Consider the following 25044-nt stretch of genomic DNA (forward strand, 5'->3'; position numbering starts at 1 on the left):
CGTTTTGGGGTTTTGCGTGTTACTTACCGCTTATTTTGCAGGCTCGGTTTCAGACTTATATTTCTGTTTGTCGTCTTCGCCGTTTTTAATTTTGCCCTTGGTTTTAATTTCACCGTCTGGCTCGATCTCGATCTTCTGCTCGTTTTTACCGTTCTCGATCTTGATCTTGGTTTCGCCGGACTTAGAAGTTTTTACTTTCATTGTCCCGTTTTCCATTACGCCTTGTACCGGAGTAATATTCTGCTGGGTAGCACCTCCTTTTTTAATTGCGGCACCACCACCGGTAGTACTGCGACTTGGCTGGTTCAGTACAATAAACTCGGTACGGCGGTTCAGCTGCATGTTTTCAGGAGAATCGTTTTCTGCAACCGGGCGACGTTCGCCGTAGCTTACAGTTACCATCCGCGCCTGAGAAATACCTTTCTTACGCAGGTATTCATAAGCAGCTTTTGCACGGTTTTCGCCTAATACCATGTTGTATTCATCAGTGTTACGACTATCGCAGTGACCTTCCAGCGAGATATTTACCTGTGGATTTGCTTTCAGAACCGCTGCAATATTATCAAGCTCTTTTACAGATTCCGGACGCAGTTTATACTTGTCGGTATCGAAGTAAATATTTTTGAACTTCATTGCTCTGGCTACCATCGAAGAGTCTTCGTAAGGCACGTAGAAATTCTTGATAATAGTTGTAGTATCGTTGGTTACAACCGGTACGTCAAATTCTTCTGTAGTAATGTTTTTACCATCTTTGGTAACCACTACTGAATATTTACGGCCTGAAAGTACATTCACACTGTAGTTTCCTGAATCTGGTTTGGTAATATCGCGGTAGCTGATGGCTCTTTTATCGGCAGTCTGGCTGTTAAATACCAGTTCAACACCCGGAATAGTAGAGCTGTCGCGCATAGAGAACACCTGGCCGGCAATAGTTACGTTGCGAATGTAGTTGATGGTGTAGATATCTTTTTCGCCGTAGCCGCCAATGCGGTAAGAAGAAAGATAAGCGTAGCTGCCATCCGGGCTCAAACGGTAGTAGGTGTCATCATCCGGCGTGTTTACCGGGTAACCCATATTCACTGGTTTGGTCCATTTGCGGGCTACTGAATCGTATTTCGTCACGAAGATATCGTAACCACCCATGGTATTATGGCCACGCGATGAGAAATAAAGCGTTTTGCCATCTTTGCTCAGGTACGGGCTATCGTCGTCGTATGGGGTATTAATGGTATTGCCAATAGAAACCGGTTTACCCCAGTCGCCACCTTCGGCACGTTGAGATACATAAATATCCAGGTCACCATTCTCGTTGTAGTGCGAAGTAGAGAAATACATGGTACGGCCATCCGGCGTAATGTAAGCGTCGCTTTCAAAGGCTTTGGTGTTGATGTTGTTGTTCAGTTTTTTTGGGGAAGTCCAGTTGCCATCAACTTTTTCAGCATAGAAAATATCACCGTTCTCATCCTGACGATACATTAATAGTTTAGTATCGTTATCGAAAACCTGGATAGAAGCATCGTGGCCTTTACCGTTAAGCGAGCTGCTCAAAGAACGTGGTTGCTCCCACTCATCCGGACCTAAACGCTTGGCTTCAAAAATATCTTCGAAATACTCACCGTCAGCAGCAGTCTGTCCACCAGTAACAGCCTCGCCACGCGAAGTGAAGAGTAAATAAGAATCGTCAGCAGTAATTACCGGGCTATGTTCAGAGTATTGTGAGTTGATGGTCGGGCCCATGTTCTTCACAAAAATATCTTTCGGTTTATTGAAAAGATCTTTTGCGTTTCTGCTCTGCTGGATCAACAAAGCTATTTCAGCTTTACGGGTATCCTTTTTCTTTTTCAGCGTGGCATCGTAGGCTTTGTAATGCGTGATCGCATCGTCGAAACGATAATTGATATGATCTACACGACCTAACCAGTATTCTACATCCTTCGAAACTTTCGGTTTCAGCTTCTGCGCTTTGTAGATATAATCGCTGGCTTTTTCCTTATCGAAGGCCATGTAGCTAACGCCGGCCCGGAAAAGGGCAGTTTCGTTATCGGGTTCCTTGGCCAATACTTTTTCATAAAAAGGAAGGGCTGCGCGGTAATTCTCATTTTCGAAAAACTTATTGCCATCCTTCATAAGCTTGCGGGTACTCTGTGCAAATGCCGAAGCCGTAGCACAAAGGGTAAGCACGAAAAGGAAAGTAGTCTTTCTGAGTATTCTGACTGCGTTATCCATGTTGTAAGTGGTTAATTTGTAGCGTGTACGTTTAATAGAGTATTTATTTAAAAATTTATGAAATGACCTTTATAATCTCCTATACTATTAATACAACATATAGGTTATAATATATATAAAAAAACTATCCTTATGCATGCAAGAATACATAAAAGCAACTGCTTTTGCACATTTTCAACCAGAAAAGGTATATGTAGTGCACAGCATTCTGCCTACGTTACTACATTCCGGCTGATTTGGTTACTATTTTTTAGCTACTAATTCTTATTTTCCTGCCAACATACTCTTACCAAATTAAGGCTCAGGCAATTAAAAACGGTAGGGTTTAGCACCAAAAAACTCAAACCCCGATAGGAAACCAGATTCTGCACCCGCAAATAACAGGCCAAATATATTTCAAATAGTCTATATTAGATATTTATTTATCCACAAACCCTGGAGTTTCCCGTTTAGGATCTATTTGTGGAGCACTTTAAATTCGGTGCGGCGGTTTTGTTTCCGGCCGTTTTCTGTTTTATTGGAGGCTATTGGTTTTTGGGCTCCAAAGCCTACCGCTTTTAATCGTTCAGTTGCTATTCCTTTTTCTTTCAGGTAATTCACAACTGCCTGCGCACGTTTCAGCGATAAAGCCTGGTTATAGGCAGCACTGCCGCGACTATCGGTATGCCCCGAGATCTCTACGCTCAGCCCTGCATTCTCTTCCATCAGATCGTACAAGCGGCTCAATTCATCGCGGGAGCTTGCCGTAAGTTTATCGCTGTTGTATTCGAAGAAAAGATTGTTGAGCACCAGCTTCGCTCCTGTTTTTATTTTCTTCAGTGCAAAGTTTTTTGCCAGCGTATCGCGTGCGAAGCTTTCCGGTAAGATCAGGTTTTCTGTTGCATAAAAATAACCTTCTTTCCGGGCTACCAAGCTATATTTTTTTCCTTTCGTTACCACAAACTGGTATCCGCCGGAAAGGCTATCGGCATTGGCGTAAACCGGACTATCCAATTGATTTTGCTCGGTTAGCACCAATTGAGCAGCCAACGGCGATCCCAATCCTGCTTCTGTAACTTTTCCCCGAAGCGTAATGGTTTGTACGGCCGGTTTAGCAGCAGCTACCAAAGTATCTTTCATTGGGAACGGTTCCGGCTCGGCTACGGCCAATAAAGAATCGGTTGCAATTGCGCTGCGGAAAGTAACCGCGTAAATATCTTTTTCCCCGACACTACCAACCCGGTCGGAACTGAAAAAGCCCTGGTTTCCGTCAGAAGTAGTTACCAGGTAAATATCATCGAAGGGCGAATTTATAGGAAAACCGAGGTTACGGGCTTTGCTCCAGGTAATGCCTTCTGAATTAGAGCTGAAAAGATCGTAGCCGCCCATGCTGTTGTGCCCGCGCGAACTGAAATACAAGGTCATCCCGTCGGCCGATACAAATGGAGCATCTTCATCGTATTCGGTATTAATATTCGAACCAAGGTTCATCGGTTCGCTCCAGCTACCATCAGGTTGGCGCAACGTTATATACAGATCCAGGCCACCGAAACCATCGTAGCGATCGCTGGCAAAAAAGGCGTATTGATTGTCGGCAGTTATAAAAATGGACGGTTCGTAAAACTCCGAATTTATTGGTTCCGGCATTTCTTCTGGCTCGCCCCACGTAGAGCCGTTACGTTTCATTTGGTATATATCGCCGCCGTTTTCGAACCTGTATATATAAAGTGTATTGCCATCGGCAGAAATTCCGGCGGCTGCATCGTGATCTGAAGTATTTACAGGTTTTGGAAAAGCCTGGGGAGCAGACCAGTTCTGGCCATCGAATTCAGAAAAATAAATGTTTTCGTCGGGATTTTTCTTTGCTTGCGCCTGACGGCTGGAAGTAAAGATCAGCGATTTATCGTTATTGAAAAGGATCGGACCATGATCGGATGCGGCAGAATTCAAAGCGTTTGTGATCTGATGAACTTCGGCAGAAATGGGCTGCGCTCTCAAATTCTGACCTGAGATACATTCCGTGATCTTTTTATTCAAGTTTCCTATTTCAGTCTCGTTCCTTTTATTGGTTTTTGCCAGTGCCGCCTGGTATTGGGTTATGGCTTCGTCGAAATTACCGTTAAGCTGGTAAGCCTGCGCCAGGTTCAATGTATATTCCGGGCGATATTCTGGCGCGTGTTTTGTAGCCTTTTGTAAAACCGGAACGGCCTTATGCGGTTGTTTGAATTGCAGATACAGTAAACCAAGGCGGTAGTTCACTTTAATGTTATCGGGCTGGGCGGCAAGGGCCTGCTCGTAAAGCGAAAGTGCTTTTTCCGATTCATCTCTGAAGAAAGCTTTGTCGGCTTTAGCAATTATTTTTTTGGGGCTTTGAGCCTGACTTTGAGCCACAGCGGAAAACCATAGGCAAAAAGCCAGAAAAAGTACGCGACGCAAAATTTTCATGTTATCAATTTTCATCCAAAATACTTTCAGGCACACTGCCATTTAGGCCGGTTCAATTTGCAGATAAAAAACCGAAATTAACAACAGATTTTCGCCGTTCAATAAAAAAAACAATTATGTTACTAAATAAATTCGTACAGGGTTCCGGATATTGAAATTTAATAATGCCGCCGGATTTGAGTAAGTTTGCGGCGGCTAACCTGCCTCACCTATTTTTTTGTGCCATGATCATTAAAGATGCCCAGTTTATTTCCAGTAATACCCAGGTAGATAAATGCCCGCAAACGAACCTGCCGGAATATGCCTTCATTGGCCGTTCCAACGTGGGTAAATCGTCGCTCATAAACATGCTTACCAACCGCAATAAACTGGCAAAAACTTCTTCTTTTCCTGGCAAAACGCAGCTTATAAACCATTTCCTGATCAACGAATCGTGGTACCTGGTCGATCTGCCGGGCTACGGCTGGGCCAAAGTAAGCAAAGACAGCCGCGAAAAATGGGGCAAAATGATCAGGGCTTATATGCGGCTGCGCACCAACCTGATCTGCGTATTCGTACTCATCGATTCCCGGCACGAGCCACAGGCTTCTGACCTAGAATTTATTGAGCTTTTAGGTGCCCTTGAAGTACCGTTTGTGCTGGTGTTTACGAAAACCGATAAACAATCGGCTGTAAAAACCGACCAGAATATTGCAGCTTTTTCACGAAAAATGCGCGAAACCTGGGAAGAATTGCCACAGATATTCAAAACATCTTCGGCGGAAAAAGCAGGGCGTGACGAAATTTTGGATTTTATAGACGCCACGAACAAACAAGTATCCGAATAAAATATTAAATTGGCATTAAAATTGGGACGTTCTGCACAAGCTCAATTCTAATAAAACCGTATTTAACATGAAAGTAAAAGTAATTCTGGCGGCCGCAGGCTTCGCTTTTTTATCGCTGAACGCCACCGCGCAAACTGATACCAAAACCAAAACAAAAGTTAAAACCGAAACCACTGCGGAAGAAAACACCCAGGGAACGCCGCAAAAATCGCCGGAACCAATTGCACCGGGTCAGGATAAAGCAGGCGGAAAAGGGGCCGATAAAGCTATTCCAATTGCGCAATACTACGAAGGTGGCCAGTCTGCCATGTACGAATTCATCAACAAGAACCTGCAATACCCGCCAATGGCCAAACGTAACCGTATTCAGGGCCAGTGCATTGTATCTGTAACGTTAAACGCCGACGGCACTACCACCAACATGCGCATTCTGAAAAATATGGGTGCCGGCACCGGTGAAGAAGCCTTGCGCGTTGTAAGACTACTGAAATTCAATGCGCCGGGTTACAGCGTGCAATCCAGCGTTCCGGTTAATTTCAAACTTTAGTTTTTTAACTTCCCGAACTATTATATGATCTGAGAATTTTGCTTAACTTGTTTCCTGGCATGCATTTTCAGATCTTAACATTTTAAATTCCTATAACGAAACTATGCCTGTTGATTTAAGAGAAATTGCTTCTATTTCCGGTATGCCAGGTTTATACCGCATTTTAAGCCCTACCCGTAGCGGCGTAATTATCGAAACACTTGCCGATAATCCGGTTCGTTCGGCTGCACAGGCCAAACACCGTATTTCGTTGTTGCACGAAATTTCCATTTACACCAACAACCCGGACGTAACGATTCCCTTATCCGATATTTTCGACAGCATCAATACGCATTATGGCGAAAACATTCCGGTTAATGCAAAATCCTCGAACCAGGAACTGAGCGCTTTCATGGAAAAAATTCTGCCGGATTATGACCGCGAACGCGTTTATATGTCTGACATTAAGAAATTAGCCAGCTGGTATACGCTCGTAAAAAAGCACCTGCCATTTACCGAAGCAACAGCGCAACCTGAAGCGGAAGAAAAACCAGCTAAAAAAACCAAAGCCAAAGCTGAAAAAGTTGAAGCCGGCGAAGATGAAGCGAAAGCTGAAGCCAAGCCAAAGAAAACAAAAAAGTCTGCTGAATAAGCAGACTTTTTTGTTTAAAAACGGTACCGTTTTGAGATGGAAAACTCTGGATTGAAATAAATCTCACAGCTTTTTAAAACCTGTGAGATTTGATAAAAAAAACGGTATGGTTTCGGACACAAAAACCCGAGCCTTACTCTGAATCGCCTAAATAGAAACGCAGGGTAACGAGCACGTTGCTGTTCTTAAAATGCAAGTCGTCGAGCCAGAAAAAAGAATACTGGTAGCGCGCGTTCGCCGAGAAATTGTCCCCTATCTTGTATTCAATGCCGCCAGTATAATTCAGGTCGAATTTCTCAAGATCGGCAGTACGGTCAAAAAAACCGCCGCCATCGTCCAGTTTGGCATCTATTAAATAATCGGCGGTAATTCCGGCTTGTAACGTAAAACGGGGCTGGATCTTATAATTTAATAAAACCGGCACCGAAACGTAATTTAGGCGCCATTTAAAAAACATCAGGCTATCGGAGTTGGAAGTTTTGCTTCCTTTTTGGAGCCATAAAATTTCGGGCTGAAAACTAAATTTATCAGTAATTTTAAAATTAGAACTGCCCCCGAAAACCAGACCGGCTTTATCGAACCCGCTCAACCGGTCACCGTCTATCTGCGAGGCACTTGCCCCGATAACGATGGCATTGCGGATCTGGGCCGAAACGGTATGGCAAAACAGGAAAAAACTCAGGAACGTAAAAAGGGTAAGTACTTTTTTCATAGCGTAATTTTGAAAGAGAACCTCGACAAACAATTGCTGCAAACCATTAACCAGAATTTCGGGCTTCGGCTGCGGCGCAAGTTAATGCCGGAAAACGAATTACTGGAACTGCTGACGCTGGCAATTGCCACTTTAATGCAAACCAACACCCAGAAACTTTTCGGCATTTTATACCGCCACGACGTGAGCGAAGCACTTTTGCGAAAAGCCCTGCTCGCTAACGATTCGCGCCAGATTGCAGAAAACGTGGCCCGGCTGGTAATTGAGCGCGAAAAACAAAAACTGGAATTCCGGCGCCGCTACCAAAGTTAGAAAAAAATAATAAGAGCCTGCCAATTAAGTTCGCCTTGCATAAAACAAAAAGCGCCGGAAATTGATTTCCGGCGCTTTTTGCATATCTGTTATCAGAAAAAACTAAACTAAAGCTGCTTCCGATTTCAATAATAATTCCTGTACCTTATCTACCATTTCGGAAGAACCAATTACGAGCGGGCAACGCTGATGCAATGCCGTTGGCTCAATTTCCATGATGCGGTTTTTACCGTCGGTTGCTTTACCACCAGCCTGTTCTACAATGAAAGCCAGCGAGTTAGCTTCGTACATTAAACGCAGTTTGCCGTTTGGAGCTTTGGCCGTTGGCGGGTAAATGTAAATACCGCCTTTCAGTAAATTGCGGTGGAAATCTGCTACCAAAGAACCGATGTAACGGGCAGAATAGTCGTTCGATTTGCAGTATTCTACATAATCTTTAATGCCTTGCGGGAAAGAGTTGTAACCACCTTCGTTGATGGAATAAACTTTACCGGTTTTCGGAGTTACGATATCCGGGTGGCTCAGGAAGAATTCGCCTAAAGATGGTTCGTAAGTAAAGCCGTTTACGCCGTTGCCGGTAGTGTAAACCAGCATGGTAGATGAGCCATAAATTACGTAACCAGCCGCAACTTGCTCCACGCCTTTTTGTAAACAGTCAGTCAAATCGCCGTTGCAGCCGGTTTCGGTTTTACGACGGTAGATCGAGAAAATTGTACCAATAGAAACGTTCACATCGATGTTGGAAGAACCGTCGAGCGGGTCCATGGCCACGATATATTTTCCATCCGGGTTGCCGGTCTGAATAATATCTTCGTCTTCCTCCGAAATAATGGTGCAAACTTCGCCACCGTTGCGGAATGCCCGGATAAAACGAATATTGGCAATTACGTCGAGTTTCTGCTGATCTTCGCCTTGCACGTTCTGGCTGCCGAATGCACCAGCAATGTCCATGAGGCCTGCGCGGTTAATTTCGCGGTTCACAATTTTAGAAGCCAGTGCAATGTCGCGGAGCAATTGCGAAAGTTCGCCGGTAGCAAACGGAAAATCTTCCTGCTTGCGCATAATAAAACGGTCGAGGGTCGTTCCGACCGGAAGCGCAATTTTGGTGTCCTTGGTATCCATTAAGTTGAATTTTGGGGTGAATCGTAACACAAAAATATAATTATTTGCGCGATAAAACCAAGCTTTCTACATTTACGGCCGGATATTTTGAGTGAACATGCAGGTTTTCAAGTTTGGCGGCGCTTCGGTAAAGGATGCGGCTGCGTTTCGGAATGTGAGTTTTATTGTACAAAAGCATAGCGTTTCGGGCCAATTACTGATCGTAGTTTCCGCCATAGGCAAAACCACCAACGCCCTGGAAAGCATTTTCAGCAAAGCTCAGGAAAAACTGAATTATTCTTCTGAGTTTTCGGCCTTAAAAACCTACCATTTTTCAGTAGTGCAGGAATTATTTCCGGAAGTTAAAAGCCCGGTTTTTGAAGCGCTGGAGCAATTATTTGCGAAACTTGAAGAAAACCTGCAGGCATTAGTTCCCGGTAAAACCGACCAGCAATACGACCAGATCATTTCCTTCGGCGAGTTGCTGGCTTCTACCCTTCTGGCGCATTATTTAAAAGCCGAAAACCTGCCCGCCATCTGGCTCGATTGCCGCAAATATATTCGGACCGATGAAAATTGGCGCGAGGGAAAAGTTGATTGGAGCATTACCGAAGACCTGATACAACGCGACCTGCCGGCAATACTCCAAAATAACATCGTCGTGACGCAAGGCTTTATCGGCGGCACTTCCGGCGGTAAAACCACCACGTTGGGTCGCGAAGGTTCCGATTACAGCGCTGCCATATTTGCTTACTGCCTGCGCGCCGATAAAATGATCATCTGGAAAGACGTGGCCGGTTTGCTTAACGCCGACCCGAAAATTTTCCCGAATACCGTGCGTTACCCGGAAATATCCTACCAGGAAACCATCGAAATGGCGTATTACGGCGCATCCGTAATTCACCCCAAAACCATAAAACCTCTCGCCGACCGACAAATTCCGCTGTTGGTAAAATCGTTTGTAGATCCGGAAAGCGAAGGCACGAAGATCGGTAATTTTGAACACGGGAAACTCGCACCCGCTTTTATCCTGAAGCAGAACCAGTGTTTGATTTCCTTCGGCGTGAAGGATTTTTCGTTTATTTCGGAGCAGAATTTAAGCACCATTTTCCAGGTACTTTCGGAGCTGCGCATTAAAATAAACCTGATGCAGAACTCGGCTATTTCTTTTTCTATTTGTACCGATTACAACGGTGCCAGATTGAAAAAGCTGATCGAAACCCTTCGCGACCAGTTCAACATACAGTACAACATTTCGCTTCAGCTTTACACAATCAAAAACTACGATTCGGAAAGCATTAAGAATTTAACCGCCAGTAAAGAAATCCTGCTGGAACAGCGCACCCGAAATACATTTCAGTTTGTGTGCCGGGGTTGATTGTTAAATTGTTGAATGGTTAAATGGTTAAATTGTTAATCGTAGAGACGTAATACTTTACGTCTCCCTCATTCCCAATCAAATAATTCTGAACCAAAACCACTTTCCTTCAAAACCGACTGCAATACTGTAAGACGCAAAGTTTTGCGTCTATACAAATTCCTGTTACTTTTAACCTGCAAAACGCTATCGTTTTCGCTCTTAAAAGTCTAAAATTTAATATCCAGCATCAAATATCTAAATAAATGGAATTCATAAAAGTTACTCCCAACCACCAGCAACACGTTGCTTTAATTGAACTGAACCGTCCGAAAGAACTGAACGCACTAAACCTTCAATTAATGGGCGAATTACGCGATGCGCTGAAACAACTCGACGACGATGACAGCGTGCGCGCTATTGTACTGACCGGCAACGAACGTGCTTTTGCGGCTGGCGCAGACATCAAGCAAATGGCTGGCAAAACGGCTATCGATATGTTCAACATCGACCAATTCTCGACCTGGGATCAGATCAAGAAAACGAAGAAGCCAATTATTGCGGCCGTTTCGGGTTTTGCCTTGGGTGGCGGTTGCGAACTGGCCATGACCTGCGACATGATCATTGCTTCGGAAACCGCCCAATTTGGTCAGCCGGAAATTAAAATTGGTGTAATGCCGGGTGCAGGTGGTACGCAGCGTTTAACCAAAGCCCTGGGCAAAGCCAAAGCCATGGAAATGGTGCTGACGGGCAAATTTATTTCCGCGGAAGAAGCCGAAAAACACGGTTTGGTAAACCGCGTGGTGCCGGTAGAATTGTATTTAGACGAAGCGTTGAAACTGGCCGCTGAAATTGCTAAAATGAGCCCGGTTGCCGTGAAACTTGCCAAAGAGAGCGTGAACCGTTCATTTGAAACCGGTCTGGATGAAGGCTTGTATTTCGAGCGCAAAAATTTCTACATGTGCTTTGCTTCCGAAGACCAGAAAGAAGGCATGAATGCATTTGTAGAGAAACGCGCGCCGCAATTTACCGGGAAGTAACCTCACTCCAGCCCTCAAGTAATTCAGGGGAGGGAGTTTTTTGACTTGGGAAGATACCGGTTTAAGGTCATCTCGACGTCAGGAGAGATCTCCACACGTTGGTAGTAGCTTTTATTCTGGCTTTCTACCTTCCTCCAGTGATCTCTCCTTGCGTCGAGATGACAAATAAAAAAGCCTCTGAAATTAATCAGAGGCTTTTTTATTTTCTGCAAACCCGGATCATCTCCAAGTTTTCAAATTTCTAAATCAGAAAATTCTTAGTTCATAGAATGCATGGCAAGTTTATTGCCTTCAGTATCGATGAAAATAGCCATATAGCCGTGCTCAGGCGAGATTTGGAATTTATCCATAACTACGCTGCCGCCGGCTGCTTCTACTTTGGCTAACGCTACCGACAAGTCTTCGCCGCCGTTCATGTACAATAAAGGTCCTTTATCGGATGGTTCGTAGCCCTGGCCTTTTACCAATGCTCCGGCCACGCCGGTTTCCTGGCTGTGCGCGAACATGCCCATTTCCTGGTCTTCTCCGTAAGGGAATTGCTGTACTTCGATGCCGAAAACGGTGTTGTAGAAGCTGGAAGCGCGGTTCATGTCGGTAACCGGAATTTCGAACCAGTTGATGTAATTAGATTTCATAAACGTTATAAAAGGGTTAGTTTTTCAGGCTCACAAGATAGCGTTTTGTTTTAAATCCCGGCAACTTTTCCCCTTTCTTTCCGGCGCTTTTCACGATTTATTGCGGCTTGGTTTCCTTTTGTAAACCATCTTTTTTTTCCGGCACTACTGCATTTATTCCCGGAAATCTGTAACTTATAAGCTTAAACTGAAATCGGTTTCGGGGAGTAAAGCTGACCTTTTTGCTCATTTCCCCTAACGTTTTTCATTTCCAAATCTTCAAATTTCCAAATCTTTTAACCATGCAGCCCGACATCACTTCTTTTGCCGATTACGAAAAACAGTATCAGTTCAGCGTTGAAAACCCGGAAGCATTCTGGGCCGAAAAAGCCGAAAAATTTACCTGGCGCAAACCCTGGACCGAAGTGCTGAACTGGAATTTCAAAGAACCGAAAGTAGAATGGTTTAAAGGCGGCCAACTGAACATCACCGAAAACGCGCTGGACCGGCATTTAGAGAATATCGGCGACCGACCAGCCATTATCTGGGAACCGAACGACCCGAACGAAGGCAACATTGTTTTGTCGTACATTGAGCTTTACCACAAAGTTTGCCACTTTGCCAACGTACTTTTGAAAAACGGTATTCAGAAAGGCGACCGCGTTTGCATTTACATGCCCATGGTTCCGGAACTGGCCATTGCGGTTTTGGCTTGCGCGCGCGTGGGAGCCGTTCATTCGGTAGTTTTTGCTGGTTTTTCCGCCCAGGCCATCGCCGATAGAATTAACGATTCCGGATGTAAAATGCTGCTTACTGCCGATGCTTCGTACCGCGGCGCGAAAACTACGCCGTTAAAAGAAATTGCCGACGAAGCGTTAACGCAAACCCCGACCATCGAAAAAGTGATCGTGTTGCAGCGCACCGGTGCCGAAGTTTCGATGAAAGAAGGCCGTGACCTCTGGTGGCATGAAGAACTGAGCAATACCGATACCGAAAACGAAGCAACAACGGTAGATTCCGAAGATCCGCTGTTCATTTTATACACCTCCGGCTCCACCGGCAAACCGAAAGGCGTGGTGCACACCACCGGCGGCTACATGGTTTACTCCGATTATACTTTCCGCAACGTTTTCCAGTACCAGCCCGGCGAAATTTACTGGTGCACCGCCGATATCGGCTGGATAACCGGGCATTCTTACATCGTTTACGGACCGCTGCTGGCCGGCGCCACTACGCTCATGTTCGAAGGAATTCCGACGTATCCGGATGCCGGGCGTTTCTGGGAGATCATCGATAAATACCGCGTAAATATTTTCTATACTTCGCCAACGGCTATTCGTTCTTTGGAAGCGTTTGGTCCGCAAATTCCGGAAAGTTTTGACCTGAGTTCGCTACGGGTTTTAGGCTCGGTAGGCGAACCGATAAATGAAGAAGCCTGGCATTGGTATGACATGCACGTAGGCCGCAAACGCTGCCCCATTGTAGATACTTGGTGGCAAACCGAAAACGGGGGAATTTTAATGTCGCCGCTGGCCGGAATTACGCCTACCAAACCAGGTTACGCCATGCTGCCGCTGCCCGGTGTGCAACCGGTTTTAGTCGATAACGAAGGTAATTTGCTGGAAGGCAACGGCGTGGAAGGCAATCTGTGCATCAAATTTCCTTGGCCCGGCATGTTCCGCACCACCTGGGGCGACCACGAACGCTGCCGCCAGAATTACTTCGCCACTTACTCCAACCTCTACTTTACCGGCGACGGCTGCAAACGCGACCAAGACGGCCATTACCGCATTATGGGCCGCGTAGACGACGTAATAAATGTTTCCGGGCACCGGTTTGGCACCGCCGAAATTGAGAACGCCATTGACGAACACCCGAACGTAATTGAAAGTGCCGTTGTAGGTTATCCGCACAGTATTAAAGGCCATGCCATTTACGCCTACGTGATCTCTGAGCATAAGCCCGAAAACGAAGAAACCCTGATTACGGAAATTAACCAGATGGTGGTAAAAATGATCGGCGCCATTGCCCGACCGGAAAAGATCCAGTTTGTGAGTGGCTTACCAAAAACCCGTTCCGGTAAAATTATGCGCCGCATTTTACGGAAAATTGCGGAAGGCGAAACCGGGAATTTAGGCGATATTTCTACGTTGCTGGATCCGGAAGTGGTGGAGGAAATTAAGGCTGGGGCATTGAAATTGGCCTCTGCTGAAAAAATGTAATTTTAAGTTTCGGCATTATTTCCTTCTGCTTAAATATAAAGAATCAACTAGATGGAATTATTAAAAACCTTAGGTCCTTCAATCATTACATTAGTTGGAATAGTAATTGGATGGTATTTAAAAGAACAAAGTGAAAAATTAAGACTTCAAAAGGAAAAATTATTAGAAACGAAGAGAGAAAATTATTTAAAAGTTTTAATTCCTATAATTAGGATATTCGCAGGAATCAGAAATAAAAATGAAATGGAAAAAGCCATTAAAGAAGTACAGTCTTTTGATTATAAACAAACTGCATTTCATTTAATGATGTTTGGTTCTGATGGCGTTGTTCGTGCTTACAATGATTTTTTCCAATTCCTCTATAACCAACCTGATACTTCTAGTCCTAAACTAATGATGACTTATTTAGGAAGATTGGTTATTGAAATCAGAAAAGATATTGGAAATAATAGTACAACACTCAAGGAATTAGATATGTTAAGATTCATGATTACAGATATTGACAAATTCAATTAATTCTTAAAGTAAATGGTTTCATTTCTTAATACTCATTATTTCACCAAAACCGAATTAACATACTTGCCTTTCCCAACCTTCCGGCGTAGCTTTGTATCAAACTTATTCGGCATGCGTACATACGCTTCCGGCAATTTCTAATTTCTAATTTCTAATTATAAAAACATGGCTGTATTAGTAGGAAAAAGAGCTCCTCATTTTAAGGCAACCGCCGTTGTAGACGGCGAATTCGTAGAGAACTTCTCTTTAGATCAGTACCTGGGTAAGAAACACGTAGTTTTCTTCTTTTACCCACTCGATTTTACTTTCGTTTGCCCGACTGAGATCATCGCTTTCGAAGACCGTCTGAAAGAATTTGAAGAGAAAAATGTAGCCATAGTAGGTTGCTCAATCGATTCACATTTCTCGCATTATGCCTGGTTACAAACGCCGCGCGACAATGGTGGTATTCAAGGCGTTACTTACCCGCTGGTAGCCGATACTTCTAAAACCATTGCTACAAACTACGATGTTTTAGCCGGCGAATATCACTACAACGACGAAGGCGAAATGGAATTCAAAGGCGAGCCGGTTGCTTACCGCGGTCTTTTCCTGATCGACAAAGAAGGTATTGTGCGTCACCAGGTTGTTAACGATCTTCCACTGGGCCGTTCTATCGACGAAGCGCTTCGCATGGTAACTGCCCTGCAGTATTTCGAAGAAAAAGGCGAAGTTTGTCCGGCTAACTGGGAAGAAGGTAAAGAAGCCATGAGCGCTACCCGCGAAGGTGTTGCCAGCTACCTGTCTCGTCACTAATTTTAGATTGTTCGAATTTTCGACTTTTTTACCGGAAAATGGTACCGTTTTTAATAGAAAAACCGCTGCATGTTTTGTAGCGGTTTTTTGTTTTTATGTGGTGTTTGATATGGAATACGTAGGTCCTACCCTCTCCGAAGGGGGACAATCGCAAATCCGTTATCTGATAAAAGTCCCCCTTCGGAGGGGGTGGGGGGAGAACTTTCTTTCCAGTAAATTCTCCCAAGGCCAACAATCCAAAACGCTATGGTTTTAAAGCAAAAAACCGCTACAAAGCTGCAGCGGTTTTTTGCTTTAAAAACGGTATCATTTCCAGCGTAAAAAGTCGGAAATTTCGTGCGACAAAACTTACTCGTTGACGTGCGTTATATGGATTGGAAAGTGATTTTCAAAGATATCTTTTACGTCAGTTTCGGTTAACGATTTAGAGTAGTGTTTTTTAACGTCCGGATATTGTTTCAGCTTTTCAAGATCGTAGAAACTGGCGGATGATGTGAGCATCATGATCACGATATCTTTGCTTATATTTAGTTTAGCTTCCTTATAGGCTTCCAGAAATTCGAAACCATCCATCACCGGCATTTTAATATCCAGAAACATCAGGTCCGGGCAAGGATAATCTTCAGAACCAGACACATCGCAGGCTTTCGTCAGATAGTTTAAAGCTTCTTCGCCATCTTTCATGACCAGCACTTTTTCGGCAGCATTCAAACCTTCCAGTAAACGCTGGTTCAGGTAGTTGGTGGTATCGTCGTCGTCCACCAACATGATCAGTTTCAGTGGCGTTAATTTTCTCATACTAATTCGGTTTTCTCTTTGTGCGGAAGGGAAATTTTAAACGTGGAGCCGTGGCCAACTTCACTTTCCAGTTCCAGCATGCCGCCCATATTTTTTACGATCCGGTTCACAATGTAGAGCCCGATCCCGGAGCCTGGTACGTGGTTGTGGAACCGTTTGAACATTTGGAAAAGCTTCTCTTTATGCCGCGCTAAATTAATACCTAATCCGTTGTCCTGCACCGTTATGATCACACAATTATTTTCGACCCGTGATTGCAGCGTTACTTCCGGTGTGCGTTCCGGGCTGCGGTATTTTATGGCGTTGCTCAACAGGTTGTAGATCACGCTTTTCAGGTTCACTTTCGAAAAATAAACTTCGGAAGCACCGGTAAAATCAGTTACGATCTTTGCGCCCGATTCTTTGATCATATCCTGAATGCTGAGTTTCACTTCGTCGGTAATTTCTGCCAGGCTTACAAATTCCAGGTTCTGCGCCGCGTTTTTCTGTACTTTCACAATATCGGCCAGGTCCTGAATAGTCGTGTTTATCTGTGTTAATGATTTCTGGAACATGCCAACCAGTTTTTCAGAATCCGGGTCCGAAAAAGTAGCCGATTTGGTCAACTCGTCAAAGATGCGACCCATACTGATGATCGGTAACTTGAGGTCGTGCGACGCCGTGTACACAAAACTATCGAGGTCGGCATTTACTTTTTTGAGGTCTTCGTTGGCTTTTATCATTTCTTCCTGCCATTGCTTTTGCTCCTCAATATCGGTGCAGGTACCAAACCATTTGTATATCTCTCCTTCAGCATTTCGCATTGGTTCGGCCTGGCCTAAAAACCAGCGATACGTACCGTCTTTGCTTTTAAACCGGTATTCAATTTCGTAAAATTCGCCCGTTTCCAGTGAGTGCTGCCAGCGTTTGCGCGCACGTTCACGATCTTCCGGGTGCAGTAAATTATTCCACATTTCGGTGCCCTGGCTTGCCGCTACATCGTAACCGGTATAATCTATCCAGCGCTGGTTAAAATACGTGTGGTAACCTTGCGGATCGGTGGTCCAGACCAACTGCGGAATGGTATCGGCCAGGAACTGGAAACGTTCTTTTTCTTCCAGCAATTCTTCCGATAATTTGAAAGCAGCGCGTTTGGCTAAAACCTGTTCCGTAACTTCTATAGCCAAAATCAGAACGCCTTCAATATTTCCATTCCTATCGCGGAAAGGCTGGTAAGTAAAATCGTAGAAACCTTCAGCCAATTTGCCGTTATTATCCCGGTCTACCATTACAGGGGTTTCCCAGAAATATTGCGGCTTGCCGGTGTCATACACTTCGCGCATTTTCTGCGTTAAGCCCTGTTCGGCAATTTCGGGCCAGGCTTGGGAAATAGGCAGCCCTACACATTCGCGGTTGCCAAAGAGTTTTTTAATGCCCGGCGTTGCAAAATCAATGATCTGTTCTTCACCTTTAATTAAGCAAAAATGCGCCGGCGCCTGGCTCAATACCCGCTGAATTTTCTCTTCCTGCTCCTGCAATTTCTGCGTTATTTTCCGCTGATCATCTATGTATGTGCAGGTTCCGGTCCAGTTTACAATTTCGCTTTCTGTGTTGCGGATCGCTACGGCCCGGGTCAGGAACCACTTATATTCGTTTTGAGGCGCCAGTAAATACCGGTGTTCAATTTCAACATCCTCGCCGGTTTTCAGGCTGCGTTCCCAATTGGTAGTTGTTTTATCCAGATCTTCCGGGTGCATGTATGCAGACCAGCCGTTGGCATATAACGCTTCCAGAGGCACGCCCAGATATTTGGGCCACTGCTGATTATAATAATAAACTTGTCCATCTGGCATAGCAGCCCAGGCCATTTGCGGAATACTTTCCATAACACTGCGCAAGCGTTCTTCACTTTCCCGGGTTTCTTTTTCGGCTTTTTTGTTGAGCGTTATATCTACCATCGCCCCGATCATGCGGTACGGTTTTCCGCTTTCATCGCGCAACACGGCTCCACGGTCCAGAATTTCGACATAGCTCCCATTTTTCATCCGGAACCGGTACGTATCGGTCCAGAATTCTTTGCCATTATCAATTACGTGATGAATTTTTTCGGAAACGCGTTCGAGGTCATCCGGATGAATGCGGTTGGTCCAGGAAATGATGGTTGGTTCGGTTTCCTCTGCACTATAGCCGAATTTGGCTTTGAAACCCTCGTTCCACCAGATGGCATTGGTTTCCAGGTTCCAGTCCCAGATCACGTCGTTTACCGATTGCGTTACCACCCGGATCATTTCTTCGTTGCGGCGGGCTTCTTCCCGGGCTTTCACCTGGGCGGTTACGTCGGTTGTATGATGGATCAGACCTACAACCTGGTTATCGTTATTGATTATCGGCGAATCTACAATATCCCAGTACCGTTGTTCGAAGGTGCCGTTTTCGCCGGGAATATCGTAGCGCAGCATGGGAATTTTATTGGGTTCGCGCGTTCGAATTACCTGCAACATAGAATCCCGCAGATTTTCTACGCCATTCACGCCCGGAAATTCAGGGTTATCCGGGAAAATATCGAACACGTAATTGCCGATGAGATCTTCGCGCCTGGTTTTGGTAGCGGCCACATAATCGTCGCTGGCAGTGAGCATCGTAAGGTCAGTATCGAGAATTAAATATTCGCCGGGAATGGCATGCAAAATAAATTGCAGATCGAAGGGTTTGGAAACGGAAGATTCTACCATGAAAAGGCAAGGGATTTATTGAAGCGATTTTTACGCAAACCTTGTTTAAACTGTAAAATCAGAAAAAGGTTATAATTTTTTACACCAATCTTCAAATCTACAGCACTTTTTTACTGCTAAAGGATAGCGTTTTTAGCTGAAAAAGTTCATTCGTGAATCTGATCCAATTGAAAATCAATAAATAAAAATACTCCCCCTCACCCCTCCAAAGCGGGACAATCTGGAATGCGAATTTTAAAATTCCACGAATACGTTATCTGATAAAAGTCCCCCTTTGGAGGGGATTAGGGGGAGGACCACATAATTGCGATCAAAAACCCGGATAAAAATCCTTCCTGCTACTGCGTTCTGCTTTTCTGTTATTTAAACCGTACCTTTGCTCTGCAAAACGCTAGGATTTCTGCACTAAAAAGTCGAACCAACGAACTTCGAAAATTCGAACAACATCAATAATGCTGCTTTATAAAATTTCCATCTGGTTTTACTGGCTGTTCGTGCGGCTGGCGGCGCCGTTCCATAAAAAAGCGAAGCTGATGCTGGAAGGCCGGAAAAATCTGTGGCCGGAAATTGAAGCAAAATTAAAAGGAAATACGGCGCCGGTAGTCTGGTTTCATTGCGCTTCGCTGGGCGAATTTGAACAGGGCCGGCCGGTTATGGAAGCGTTTGCCAAACAATATCCGGAATACAAGATCGCGCTTACATTCTTCTCCCCTTCTGGCTACGAAGTGCGGAAAAATTATTCGGGTGCAGACTTCATTTTTTACCTTCCAAAAGATTCTGCAAAAAACGCCCGGAAACTGGTAGCACTTTTACAGCCAAAACTCGCCGTTTTTGTGAAGTACGAATTCTGGCATTTTTTTACCCGCGAATTGAAAGACCGGCAAATTCCCGTAATTTCAATTTCCGCCATTTTCCGCGACAAACAGCTTTTCTTTAAACCTTACGGCGGTTTTTACCGGAATATTTTACGCAATTTTGCCTACATTTTCACGCAAAACGAGCATTCTGAATTTCTGCTGAAAAAGATCGGGCTCAGCCAGGTTTCCGTTGCCGGCGACACACGTTTCGACCGGGTTTTACAAACGGCGGCCAGCGTAAAAAACATTCCGGAGGTGGAAGAATTTAAAGCCGGCAAAGATATTTTTGTGATCGGGAGCAGTTGGCAGGAAGATTTGAATCTTCTGATGCCATTTATAAAAAATCATTACAAAGAGCTGAAATTCATCCTCGCACCGCACGAAATTCATGAGAACGAAGTTCGGAATTTGTGTAACGATTTTGAAGGCGAAGCGGTACGTTTTTCCGAAGCTCCAAACCGCGCCGTTAACGATTATTCGGTGCTGATCATCGACAACATCGGCATGCTTTCGTCGCTTTACAGTTATGGTTCGTATGCTTACATTGGCGGCGCTTTTGGCAAGGGTTTGCACAACACGCTGGAGGCAGCAGTTTTCGGTTTGCCCCTTTTCTTCGGCCCGAAATACGGAAAATTCCAGGAAGCCAAAGATCTGGTTGCGGCACATACGGCTTTTCCGGTAACTAATTTAACCGAACTGGAACACGCTTTCGCAAAAGCAAGTCTCCCGGAACACAAAAACGCTATCAGTTTGAAGCAAAAAACTTATATAAACCAACAAGCCGGCGCTACACAAAAAATTATGGATTGGATCACTGCAACGCTATGAAAGGACTGGTATTAAAATCTACAGGCTCGTGGTACGTAGTGCGCAAAGAAGACGGCGGGCTTTTGCGGGCGCGCCTGCGCGGAAAATTCAAAAATAAAGGCTTAAAACTGAGTAATCCGGTGGCGGTTGGCGACCACGTTACGCTGGAACTGGAAGGCGAAGAAGGCTCGGCTGTAATAACGGAAATTGCAAAACGCCAGAATCACATCATCCGGAAATCGATCCATAAAACGGCGCACGCGCACATTATTGCTTCCAACATAGACCTGGCTTTTCTGGTGGTTACGCTGGTTTCGCCGCGCACCTCGTTCGGGTTTATAGATCGTTTTTTAATTACTGCCGAAGCGTATCACATTCCGGTTACGCTGCTTTTCAATAAAATAGATCTTTACGACGAAGACACGCTCAAATACCAGGAACGCGTACGGAAAATGTATAAACAAATTGGTTACGATAGCCTGGTTTGTTCCGCTGCCGAAGGTATTGGTATGGAAGAAATCAAGCAGCTTTTAGATAAGAAAGTTACGTTATTCTCGGGTCATTCAGGCGTAGGAAAATCGACGTTAGTAAATGTGCTCGTTCCGGATCTGGATCTGAAAACCACCGAAATTTCCGCATTCTCCGACAAAGGCGTACACACCACCACCTTTGCCGAAATGTTTGAAATTGGCCCGGAAACTTACTTAATTGATACGCCCGGCATTAAAGAATTAGGCATTGTCGATATTCCCAAGGAAGAATTAGGCGGCTTGTTTCCGGAGTTCCGGCCGTTTATGGCAGAATGCCGGTTCAACAATTGCCTGCATGTAAAAGAACCGGGTTGCAAAGTTTTAGAAGCAGTAGAAGCCGGCAAAATTTCCCTTACGCGCTACGACAGTTATAAAAGTATTCTTGAAGATGAGGACAACAGACGTTGAGTTAAAAGTTATAAGTTTTAAAAACTTCTTAGCGTAGGGTTTAAACCCTACGCTAAGAAGTGATGAATTACTTTTTTAGCCGAAAACCATAGCGTTTTTTAACGTAAAAGTCGTTTCAGGTCATCTCGACCGCAGGGAGATCTCTCCGGAGGAAGGTAGAAAGCCGGAAAAAGCGGTAGTACCAAACTGAATAGATCTCTCCTATCGTCGGGAAGACAGAAAACTCATAACTTTCAACTTTAAACTAAATAAAGAGTGAAGATCGAAAATTCTACCTTTTTAATAACCGGCGGCACCATGGGCATTGGTTACGCTACGGCCAAATTACTTATTGAAAACGGCGGCAAAGTAGCTATTACCGGTCGCGATAAAACCCGCACCGAAACTGCCGCCAAAGAATTGGGCGCTTTCCCGATCACTGCCGATGTAGCCAACCCGGATGACGTAAAACGGACCTACCAGGAATTTTTACAGGAATTTGGGAAACTCGATTGTCTGATCAATAACGCCGGTCTGGGTTTGTTCAAAAAGATCGACGAATGCACGCTGGAAGATTTCGAATACATTTACCGCATCAACGTTTTTGGAGCAGCTTTAATGGCCGGCGAAGCAGCAAAATTATTCAAGCAGCAGAATTCCGGCAATATCATCAACATTGCTTCTACAGCGGGCACCAAAGGGTTTGAAGGCGGCAGCATTTATGCTTCTTCTAAATTTGCCTTGCGCGGCATGACTCAATGCTGGCAGGCCGAATTGCGGAAGCACAATGTACGGGTAATTCTAATTAATCCGAGCGAAGTAACAACCGCTTTTAACGTAGCAACCCGCGAAGAAAAACCGGAAGTACCCAACAAATTGCGCGGCGAAGAAATTGCCGTGGCTATAAAAGGCGCTATAGAAATGGACGACCGCGGCTTTATTCCGGAACTTACCGTTTGGGCTACCAATCCGTTTTAAACCACTTTTTTCACCAATTCCCCTACCGTTTTTTGCAGCATCTTTCAGAAAACGGTAGGGTTTCAGGCTTAAAAACCCGTGCAGCAATTTACTTACCTCATCCTGAACAAACCTTTCGAAGTCCTCACGCAATTTACCGATGAGAACGGCCGCGCCACGCTCAAAGATTTCGTAAAAACGCCTGATATTTACCCGGTTGGCCGCCTCGATTACGACAGCGAAGGTCTAGTGCTTTTAACCAGCGACAAACAATTGCAGCACCGTCTCTCCGACCCAAAATTCAAGGTGGAAAAAACCTATTGGGCGCAGGTAGAAGGTATTCCGGATGAAGCAGCACTGGAAAAACTAAGACGCGGCGTGATCATAAAAAACGTAAAAACCGCTCCGGCCAAAGCCCGGCTTTTAGAAATCGAACCACCCATCTGGGAACGCAGCAAACCCATCCGTTTCCGGGCCAATATACCAACCAGCTGGGTAGAAATTAAAATAAGCCAGGGCATGAACCGTCAGGTTCGAAAAATGACTGCCGCTGTTGGTTATCCTACTTTAAGACTTATCCGCGAAGCCATCGGGCCTTTGAAAATTGAAAAGCTCCAACCCGGCGAAAGCCGTTTACTCACACCCGAAGAAGTAAAAGCCCTGAAAGCGCTGCGCCGATAATACCGGAATCAGGATTTGCAAGATTAAAGGATTTACAGGACAATAGTTTGATTTAGAATTTATCAGATTCAGGGATTAAAGGTTATTGAACACGATTTTTAAAGACCCCACCTAAATCCTCCCCTAATTCAGGGGAGGACTTTTCTTCGAAGGTGTAATCCGTCAGCTAAAGCAGACGACAATGAATTTGGTCTGAACTGTGATTTATTTGATTCTTGTGATTGTTGTGATTTTAAACTATGATTTCACGCCTATCGCCAGCGCAGCGTCTGTTGAAAATCACGTTAGCTAGAAAACTAAACTAAAAAGAAGCTGACTACGAAGGTGAATGATACCAGTTTCTGTGAGAGCGGCCTCCAAGCTTACCGGTGGCTTTAGCCAGCCCGGAAGGGCAGGTAAGGTTGGAGCCGCGAACGCAGAAACGAAGCCCGCCCGGCTTGAGGGAATAAATTGCCGATGAAAATTTAAAGTCAGCTGTTTAGTAGTAAAGGTCATTCAAAAACGCTGGCACTTTTAGTTGAAAAACTGCTGCCCGCCGAAAAGGTCCTTCAAAGCTACGCTCGCAATCTTCGCGCTCCCGCGCTCAATTGTGCTCAGGATGACAAAAACGGTATCCTTTCAAACAGAAAAACTCAATAGCAAACAAAACTACCAAGCCGAAGAGATTTCTCCCCACAACGAGATGATAATAGAAAACACTATCGTTGTAATGTTAAAAACAAACCATTTCAAATAAACCCATAATTTCGTATATTTGTCGGGTTGCCTTATTTGTTTTGAAACCTGATTTTATGCGCTTTCGTCAATTTGCTTTCCGGTACCTGGTTGCTCTGAGTTTTGGTGCTTTCGTTTTTTCCAGCTGCTCTACCGACCTCGACCCTAATGCCGAATACAAAGAGGTTATGGTTATGTATAGCATTCTGAACCAGGAAGATACTATACATTACGCCAAAGTAAACAAAGCATTCCTTAACACCAACTCCAACGCTTTAACTATTGCCGCCACCAACCCGGATTCTACAACTTATCCGGAAGAAGGGCTAGTTGTAAAACTGGAACGCCTGAGCACCAAAGACAGCTCGGTTCTAAATTCCTACCCGATGGAGCGTTTTGTCAGCACGAACAAGGAAGCTGGTACATTTTTCGGCCCAAGCCAGGTGCTTTACCGTACCAAACCAAATCAGCCGGGCCCGTTAACCGATGAAAATGCGATCTACCGTGTTGTAGCCACAAACCCTAAATCTGGATTAACTACCAGCGGCGCGACGCAGTTGGTACAACGTAACGAAAGCAGCCGGAGCCAGCGTTTCAGCATTTTCAAAGTAAGTTACATCAGCTCAGGTTATCCTCCGCTCGACCAGATAGATACCAGCAAATACGAACCTGAAAAACTGAACCGCGTTGAATTCCGTGGCCCGGTAAATGCTTCTATCTACTCCGTAAAACTAACATTCAACTATGTAGAATCCGACGGCGTTACTTCTCAGAAAAAGCAACTTTCGTGGTATATCCGCAACAATTTCCTGCAAGAAGCCAAAGAGATCAGATTCGATGTAGAAGACCGCCTGTTCTATACCAACCTGCTGAATATGATAGATACCAGCCAGGATAAACCCGGAACCGTGCGTACCGCCGGCGATATTCTGGTAACTGTAACCGCAGGTTCAGAAAGCCTTGCTACCAATTTCCGTATTAACAATTCCTTCTCTATTTTTTCGCAGGTAAAGCCCGAATGGGATAATATTAAAAATGGCACCGGCCTGATCGGGGCGCGGGTACAGCGCGTAGTTAAAACGCGTTTAAGCCAGGCCGCTTTGGCGGAACTGATCAACAACAGCCAATATCAGAAACTGAAATTCAAGTAAAAAATTTCAGCTTTTGGCTGAGAAAACGCGCTATTGTGACAATCTGTCACGGTAGTGCGTTTTTTTTTTGGTTGGCATAGCTGTTGATAAACCATTTTCGTATTCAGAATTCCTGATATAGAAACCT

General features: G+C 44.8%; 21 protein-coding genes. 14 read left to right on the plus strand and 7 right to left on the minus strand.

Features of this window, described 5'->3' with window-relative positions:
* Positions 1-30: 30 nt before the first annotated feature.
* The gene (locus ACFPIB_RS15635; protein ID WP_378018407.1) at positions 31-2226 is read right to left on the minus strand and encodes an OmpA family protein; all 2196 of its coding nucleotides are present in this window, start codon (positions 2224-2226) and stop codon (positions 31-33) included.
* 456 nt (positions 2227-2682) lie between these two features.
* On the minus strand, positions 2683-4665 hold the full coding sequence (locus tag ACFPIB_RS15640; protein WP_378018408.1) for an OmpA family protein: 1983 nt from the start codon (positions 4663-4665) through the stop codon (positions 2683-2685).
* Between the two features lie 209 nt (positions 4666-4874).
* On the opposite strand from ACFPIB_RS15640, the gene yihA reads away from it, so the two are divergent.
* The 3 genes from yihA to ACFPIB_RS15655 all read left to right on the plus strand — a co-directional run bounded on the left by yihA (position 4875) and on the right by ACFPIB_RS15655 (position 6655).
* Positions 4875-5477 carry a ribosome biogenesis GTP-binding protein YihA/YsxC gene (yihA, locus tag ACFPIB_RS15645; protein WP_378018409.1) on the plus strand — a complete coding sequence of 201 codons (603 nt, stop codon included), beginning with the start codon at positions 4875-4877 and terminating at the stop codon, positions 5475-5477.
* Between the two features lie 67 nt (positions 5478-5544).
* The gene (locus ACFPIB_RS15650; RefSeq protein ID WP_378018410.1) at positions 5545-6024 is read left to right on the plus strand and encodes an energy transducer TonB; all 480 of its coding nucleotides are present in this window, start codon (positions 5545-5547) and stop codon (positions 6022-6024) included.
* Between the two features lie 103 nt (positions 6025-6127).
* Positions 6128-6655, plus strand: coding sequence for a DUF5606 family protein (locus tag ACFPIB_RS15655; RefSeq protein WP_378018411.1), 528 nt, complete (start codon positions 6128-6130; stop codon positions 6653-6655).
* 133 nt (positions 6656-6788) lie between these two features.
* On the opposite strand, the gene ACFPIB_RS15660 is transcribed toward ACFPIB_RS15655, so the two are convergent.
* A complete protein-coding gene (locus ACFPIB_RS15660; protein WP_378018412.1) occupies positions 6789-7367 on the minus strand; it encodes a porin family protein in 579 nt (192 codons plus the stop codon).
* 9 nt (positions 7368-7376) lie between these two features.
* On the opposite strand from ACFPIB_RS15660, the gene ACFPIB_RS15665 reads away from it, so the two are divergent.
* On the plus strand, positions 7377-7679 hold the full coding sequence (locus ACFPIB_RS15665; protein WP_378018413.1) for a hypothetical protein: 303 nt from the start codon (positions 7377-7379) through the stop codon (positions 7677-7679).
* Between the two features lie 102 nt (positions 7680-7781).
* On the opposite strand, the gene fbp is transcribed toward ACFPIB_RS15665, so the two are convergent.
* The gene (fbp, locus tag ACFPIB_RS15670; RefSeq protein WP_378018414.1) at positions 7782-8801 is read right to left on the minus strand and encodes a class 1 fructose-bisphosphatase; all 1020 of its coding nucleotides are present in this window, start codon (positions 8799-8801) and stop codon (positions 7782-7784) included.
* Positions 8802-8898: 97 nt separating this feature from the next.
* On the opposite strand from fbp, the gene ACFPIB_RS15675 reads away from it, so the two are divergent.
* Positions 8899-10158 (plus strand): aspartate kinase, encoded by a 1260-nt coding sequence (locus tag ACFPIB_RS15675; protein ID WP_378018415.1) that lies wholly within the window; start codon positions 8899-8901, stop codon positions 10156-10158.
* Positions 10159-10403: 245 nt separating this feature from the next.
* A complete protein-coding gene (locus tag ACFPIB_RS15680; RefSeq protein ID WP_378018416.1) occupies positions 10404-11177 on the plus strand; it encodes an enoyl-CoA hydratase-related protein in 774 nt (257 codons plus the stop codon).
* Between the two features lie 257 nt (positions 11178-11434).
* Here ACFPIB_RS15680 and ACFPIB_RS15685 read toward each other — a convergent pair whose 3' ends face one another.
* Positions 11435-11812, minus strand: coding sequence for a VOC family protein (locus tag ACFPIB_RS15685; protein ID WP_378018417.1), 378 nt, complete (start codon positions 11810-11812; stop codon positions 11435-11437).
* Positions 11813-12066: 254 nt separating this feature from the next.
* On the opposite strand from ACFPIB_RS15685, the gene acs reads away from it, so the two are divergent.
* From acs to ACFPIB_RS15700, 3 genes are all read left to right on the plus strand, one after another.
* A complete protein-coding gene (gene acs / locus ACFPIB_RS15690; RefSeq protein WP_378018462.1) occupies positions 12067-14013 on the plus strand; it encodes an acetate--CoA ligase in 1947 nt (648 codons plus the stop codon).
* Between the two features lie 51 nt (positions 14014-14064).
* Entirely contained in the window at positions 14065-14529 is a 465-nt protein-coding gene (locus tag ACFPIB_RS15695) for a hypothetical protein (protein ID WP_378018418.1), read from the plus strand.
* Between the two features lie 165 nt (positions 14530-14694).
* On the plus strand, positions 14695-15324 hold the full coding sequence (locus ACFPIB_RS15700) for a peroxiredoxin (protein ID WP_378018419.1): 630 nt from the start codon (positions 14695-14697) through the stop codon (positions 15322-15324).
* A gap of 348 nt (positions 15325-15672) precedes the next feature.
* Here the strand turns inward: ACFPIB_RS15700 and ACFPIB_RS15705 are convergent, their stop codons facing one another.
* Positions 15673-16122, minus strand: coding sequence for a response regulator (locus ACFPIB_RS15705; RefSeq protein WP_378018420.1), 450 nt, complete (start codon positions 16120-16122; stop codon positions 15673-15675).
* Positions 16119-18833 carry a PAS domain-containing protein gene (locus ACFPIB_RS15710; protein WP_378018421.1) on the minus strand — a complete coding sequence of 905 codons (2715 nt, stop codon included), beginning with the start codon at positions 18831-18833 and terminating at the stop codon, positions 16119-16121. The genes ACFPIB_RS15705 and ACFPIB_RS15710 overlap by 4 nt, the downstream gene beginning before the upstream one ends.
* Positions 18834-19285: 452 nt before the next feature.
* Here ACFPIB_RS15710 and ACFPIB_RS15715 point away from each other — a divergent pair, with 452 nt between their 5' ends.
* From ACFPIB_RS15715 to ACFPIB_RS15735, 5 genes are all read left to right on the plus strand, one after another.
* The gene (locus tag ACFPIB_RS15715; protein WP_378018422.1) at positions 19286-20518 is read left to right on the plus strand and encodes a 3-deoxy-D-manno-octulosonic acid transferase; all 1233 of its coding nucleotides are present in this window, start codon (positions 19286-19288) and stop codon (positions 20516-20518) included.
* The gene (rsgA, locus tag ACFPIB_RS15720; protein WP_378018423.1) at positions 20515-21435 is read left to right on the plus strand and encodes a ribosome small subunit-dependent GTPase A; all 921 of its coding nucleotides are present in this window, start codon (positions 20515-20517) and stop codon (positions 21433-21435) included. Before ACFPIB_RS15715 ends, rsgA begins: the two co-directional genes overlap by 4 nt.
* A 255-nt stretch (positions 21436-21690) precedes the next feature.
* Entirely contained in the window at positions 21691-22392 is a 702-nt protein-coding gene (locus ACFPIB_RS15725) for an SDR family oxidoreductase (RefSeq protein ID WP_378018424.1), read from the plus strand.
* Positions 22393-22470: 78 nt separating this feature from the next.
* The gene (locus ACFPIB_RS15730; RefSeq protein ID WP_378018425.1) at positions 22471-23052 is read left to right on the plus strand and encodes a pseudouridine synthase; all 582 of its coding nucleotides are present in this window, start codon (positions 22471-22473) and stop codon (positions 23050-23052) included.
* Positions 23053-23843: 791 nt separating this feature from the next.
* Complete coding sequence (locus tag ACFPIB_RS15735; protein WP_378018426.1) at positions 23844-24917, plus strand: hypothetical protein; 1074 nt, start codon at positions 23844-23846, stop codon at positions 24915-24917.
* Positions 24918-25044: the final 127 nt, after the last annotated feature.

Origin of the sequence: Adhaeribacter terreus, assembly GCF_042657365.1 — a bacterium.
Classification (GTDB): domain Bacteria; phylum Bacteroidota; class Bacteroidia; order Cytophagales; family Hymenobacteraceae; genus Adhaeribacter_A; species Adhaeribacter_A terreus.

What these genes read in the sequence shown, in the direction of transcription:
- ACFPIB_RS15635 (WP_378018407.1), bottom strand. Translation starts at nt 2,226, where the DNA reads ATGGATAACGCAGTCAGAATACTCAGAAAGACTACTTTCCTTTTCGTG.
- ACFPIB_RS15640 (WP_378018408.1), bottom strand. Translation starts at nt 4,665, where the DNA reads ATGAAAATTGATAACATGAAAATTTTGCGTCGCGTACTTTTTCTGGCT.
- yihA (WP_378018409.1), top strand. Translation starts at nt 4,875, where the DNA reads ATGATCATTAAAGATGCCCAGTTTATTTCCAGTAATACCCAGGTAGAT.
- ACFPIB_RS15650 (WP_378018410.1), top strand. Translation starts at nt 5,545, where the DNA reads ATGAAAGTAAAAGTAATTCTGGCGGCCGCAGGCTTCGCTTTTTTATCG.
- ACFPIB_RS15655 (WP_378018411.1), top strand. Translation starts at nt 6,128, where the DNA reads ATGCCTGTTGATTTAAGAGAAATTGCTTCTATTTCCGGTATGCCAGGT.
- ACFPIB_RS15660 (WP_378018412.1), bottom strand. Translation starts at nt 7,367, where the DNA reads ATGAAAAAAGTACTTACCCTTTTTACGTTCCTGAGTTTTTTCCTGTTT.
- fbp (WP_378018414.1), bottom strand. Translation starts at nt 8,801, where the DNA reads ATGGATACCAAGGACACCAAAATTGCGCTTCCGGTCGGAACGACCCTC.
- ACFPIB_RS15675 (WP_378018415.1), top strand. Translation starts at nt 8,899, where the DNA reads ATGCAGGTTTTCAAGTTTGGCGGCGCTTCGGTAAAGGATGCGGCTGCG.
- ACFPIB_RS15680 (WP_378018416.1), top strand. Translation starts at nt 10,404, where the DNA reads ATGGAATTCATAAAAGTTACTCCCAACCACCAGCAACACGTTGCTTTA.
- ACFPIB_RS15685 (WP_378018417.1), bottom strand. Translation starts at nt 11,812, where the DNA reads ATGAAATCTAATTACATCAACTGGTTCGAAATTCCGGTTACCGACATG.
- ACFPIB_RS15695 (WP_378018418.1), top strand. Translation starts at nt 14,065, where the DNA reads ATGGAATTATTAAAAACCTTAGGTCCTTCAATCATTACATTAGTTGGA.
- ACFPIB_RS15700 (WP_378018419.1), top strand. Translation starts at nt 14,695, where the DNA reads ATGGCTGTATTAGTAGGAAAAAGAGCTCCTCATTTTAAGGCAACCGCC.
- ACFPIB_RS15705 (WP_378018420.1), bottom strand. Translation starts at nt 16,122, where the DNA reads ATGAGAAAATTAACGCCACTGAAACTGATCATGTTGGTGGACGACGAC.
- ACFPIB_RS15710 (WP_378018421.1), bottom strand. Translation starts at nt 18,833, where the DNA reads ATGGTAGAATCTTCCGTTTCCAAACCCTTCGATCTGCAATTTATTTTG.
- ACFPIB_RS15715 (WP_378018422.1), top strand. Translation starts at nt 19,286, where the DNA reads ATGCTGCTTTATAAAATTTCCATCTGGTTTTACTGGCTGTTCGTGCGG.
- rsgA (WP_378018423.1), top strand. Translation starts at nt 20,515, where the DNA reads ATGAAAGGACTGGTATTAAAATCTACAGGCTCGTGGTACGTAGTGCGC.
- ACFPIB_RS15735 (WP_378018426.1), top strand. Translation starts at nt 23,844, where the DNA reads ATGCGCTTTCGTCAATTTGCTTTCCGGTACCTGGTTGCTCTGAGTTTT.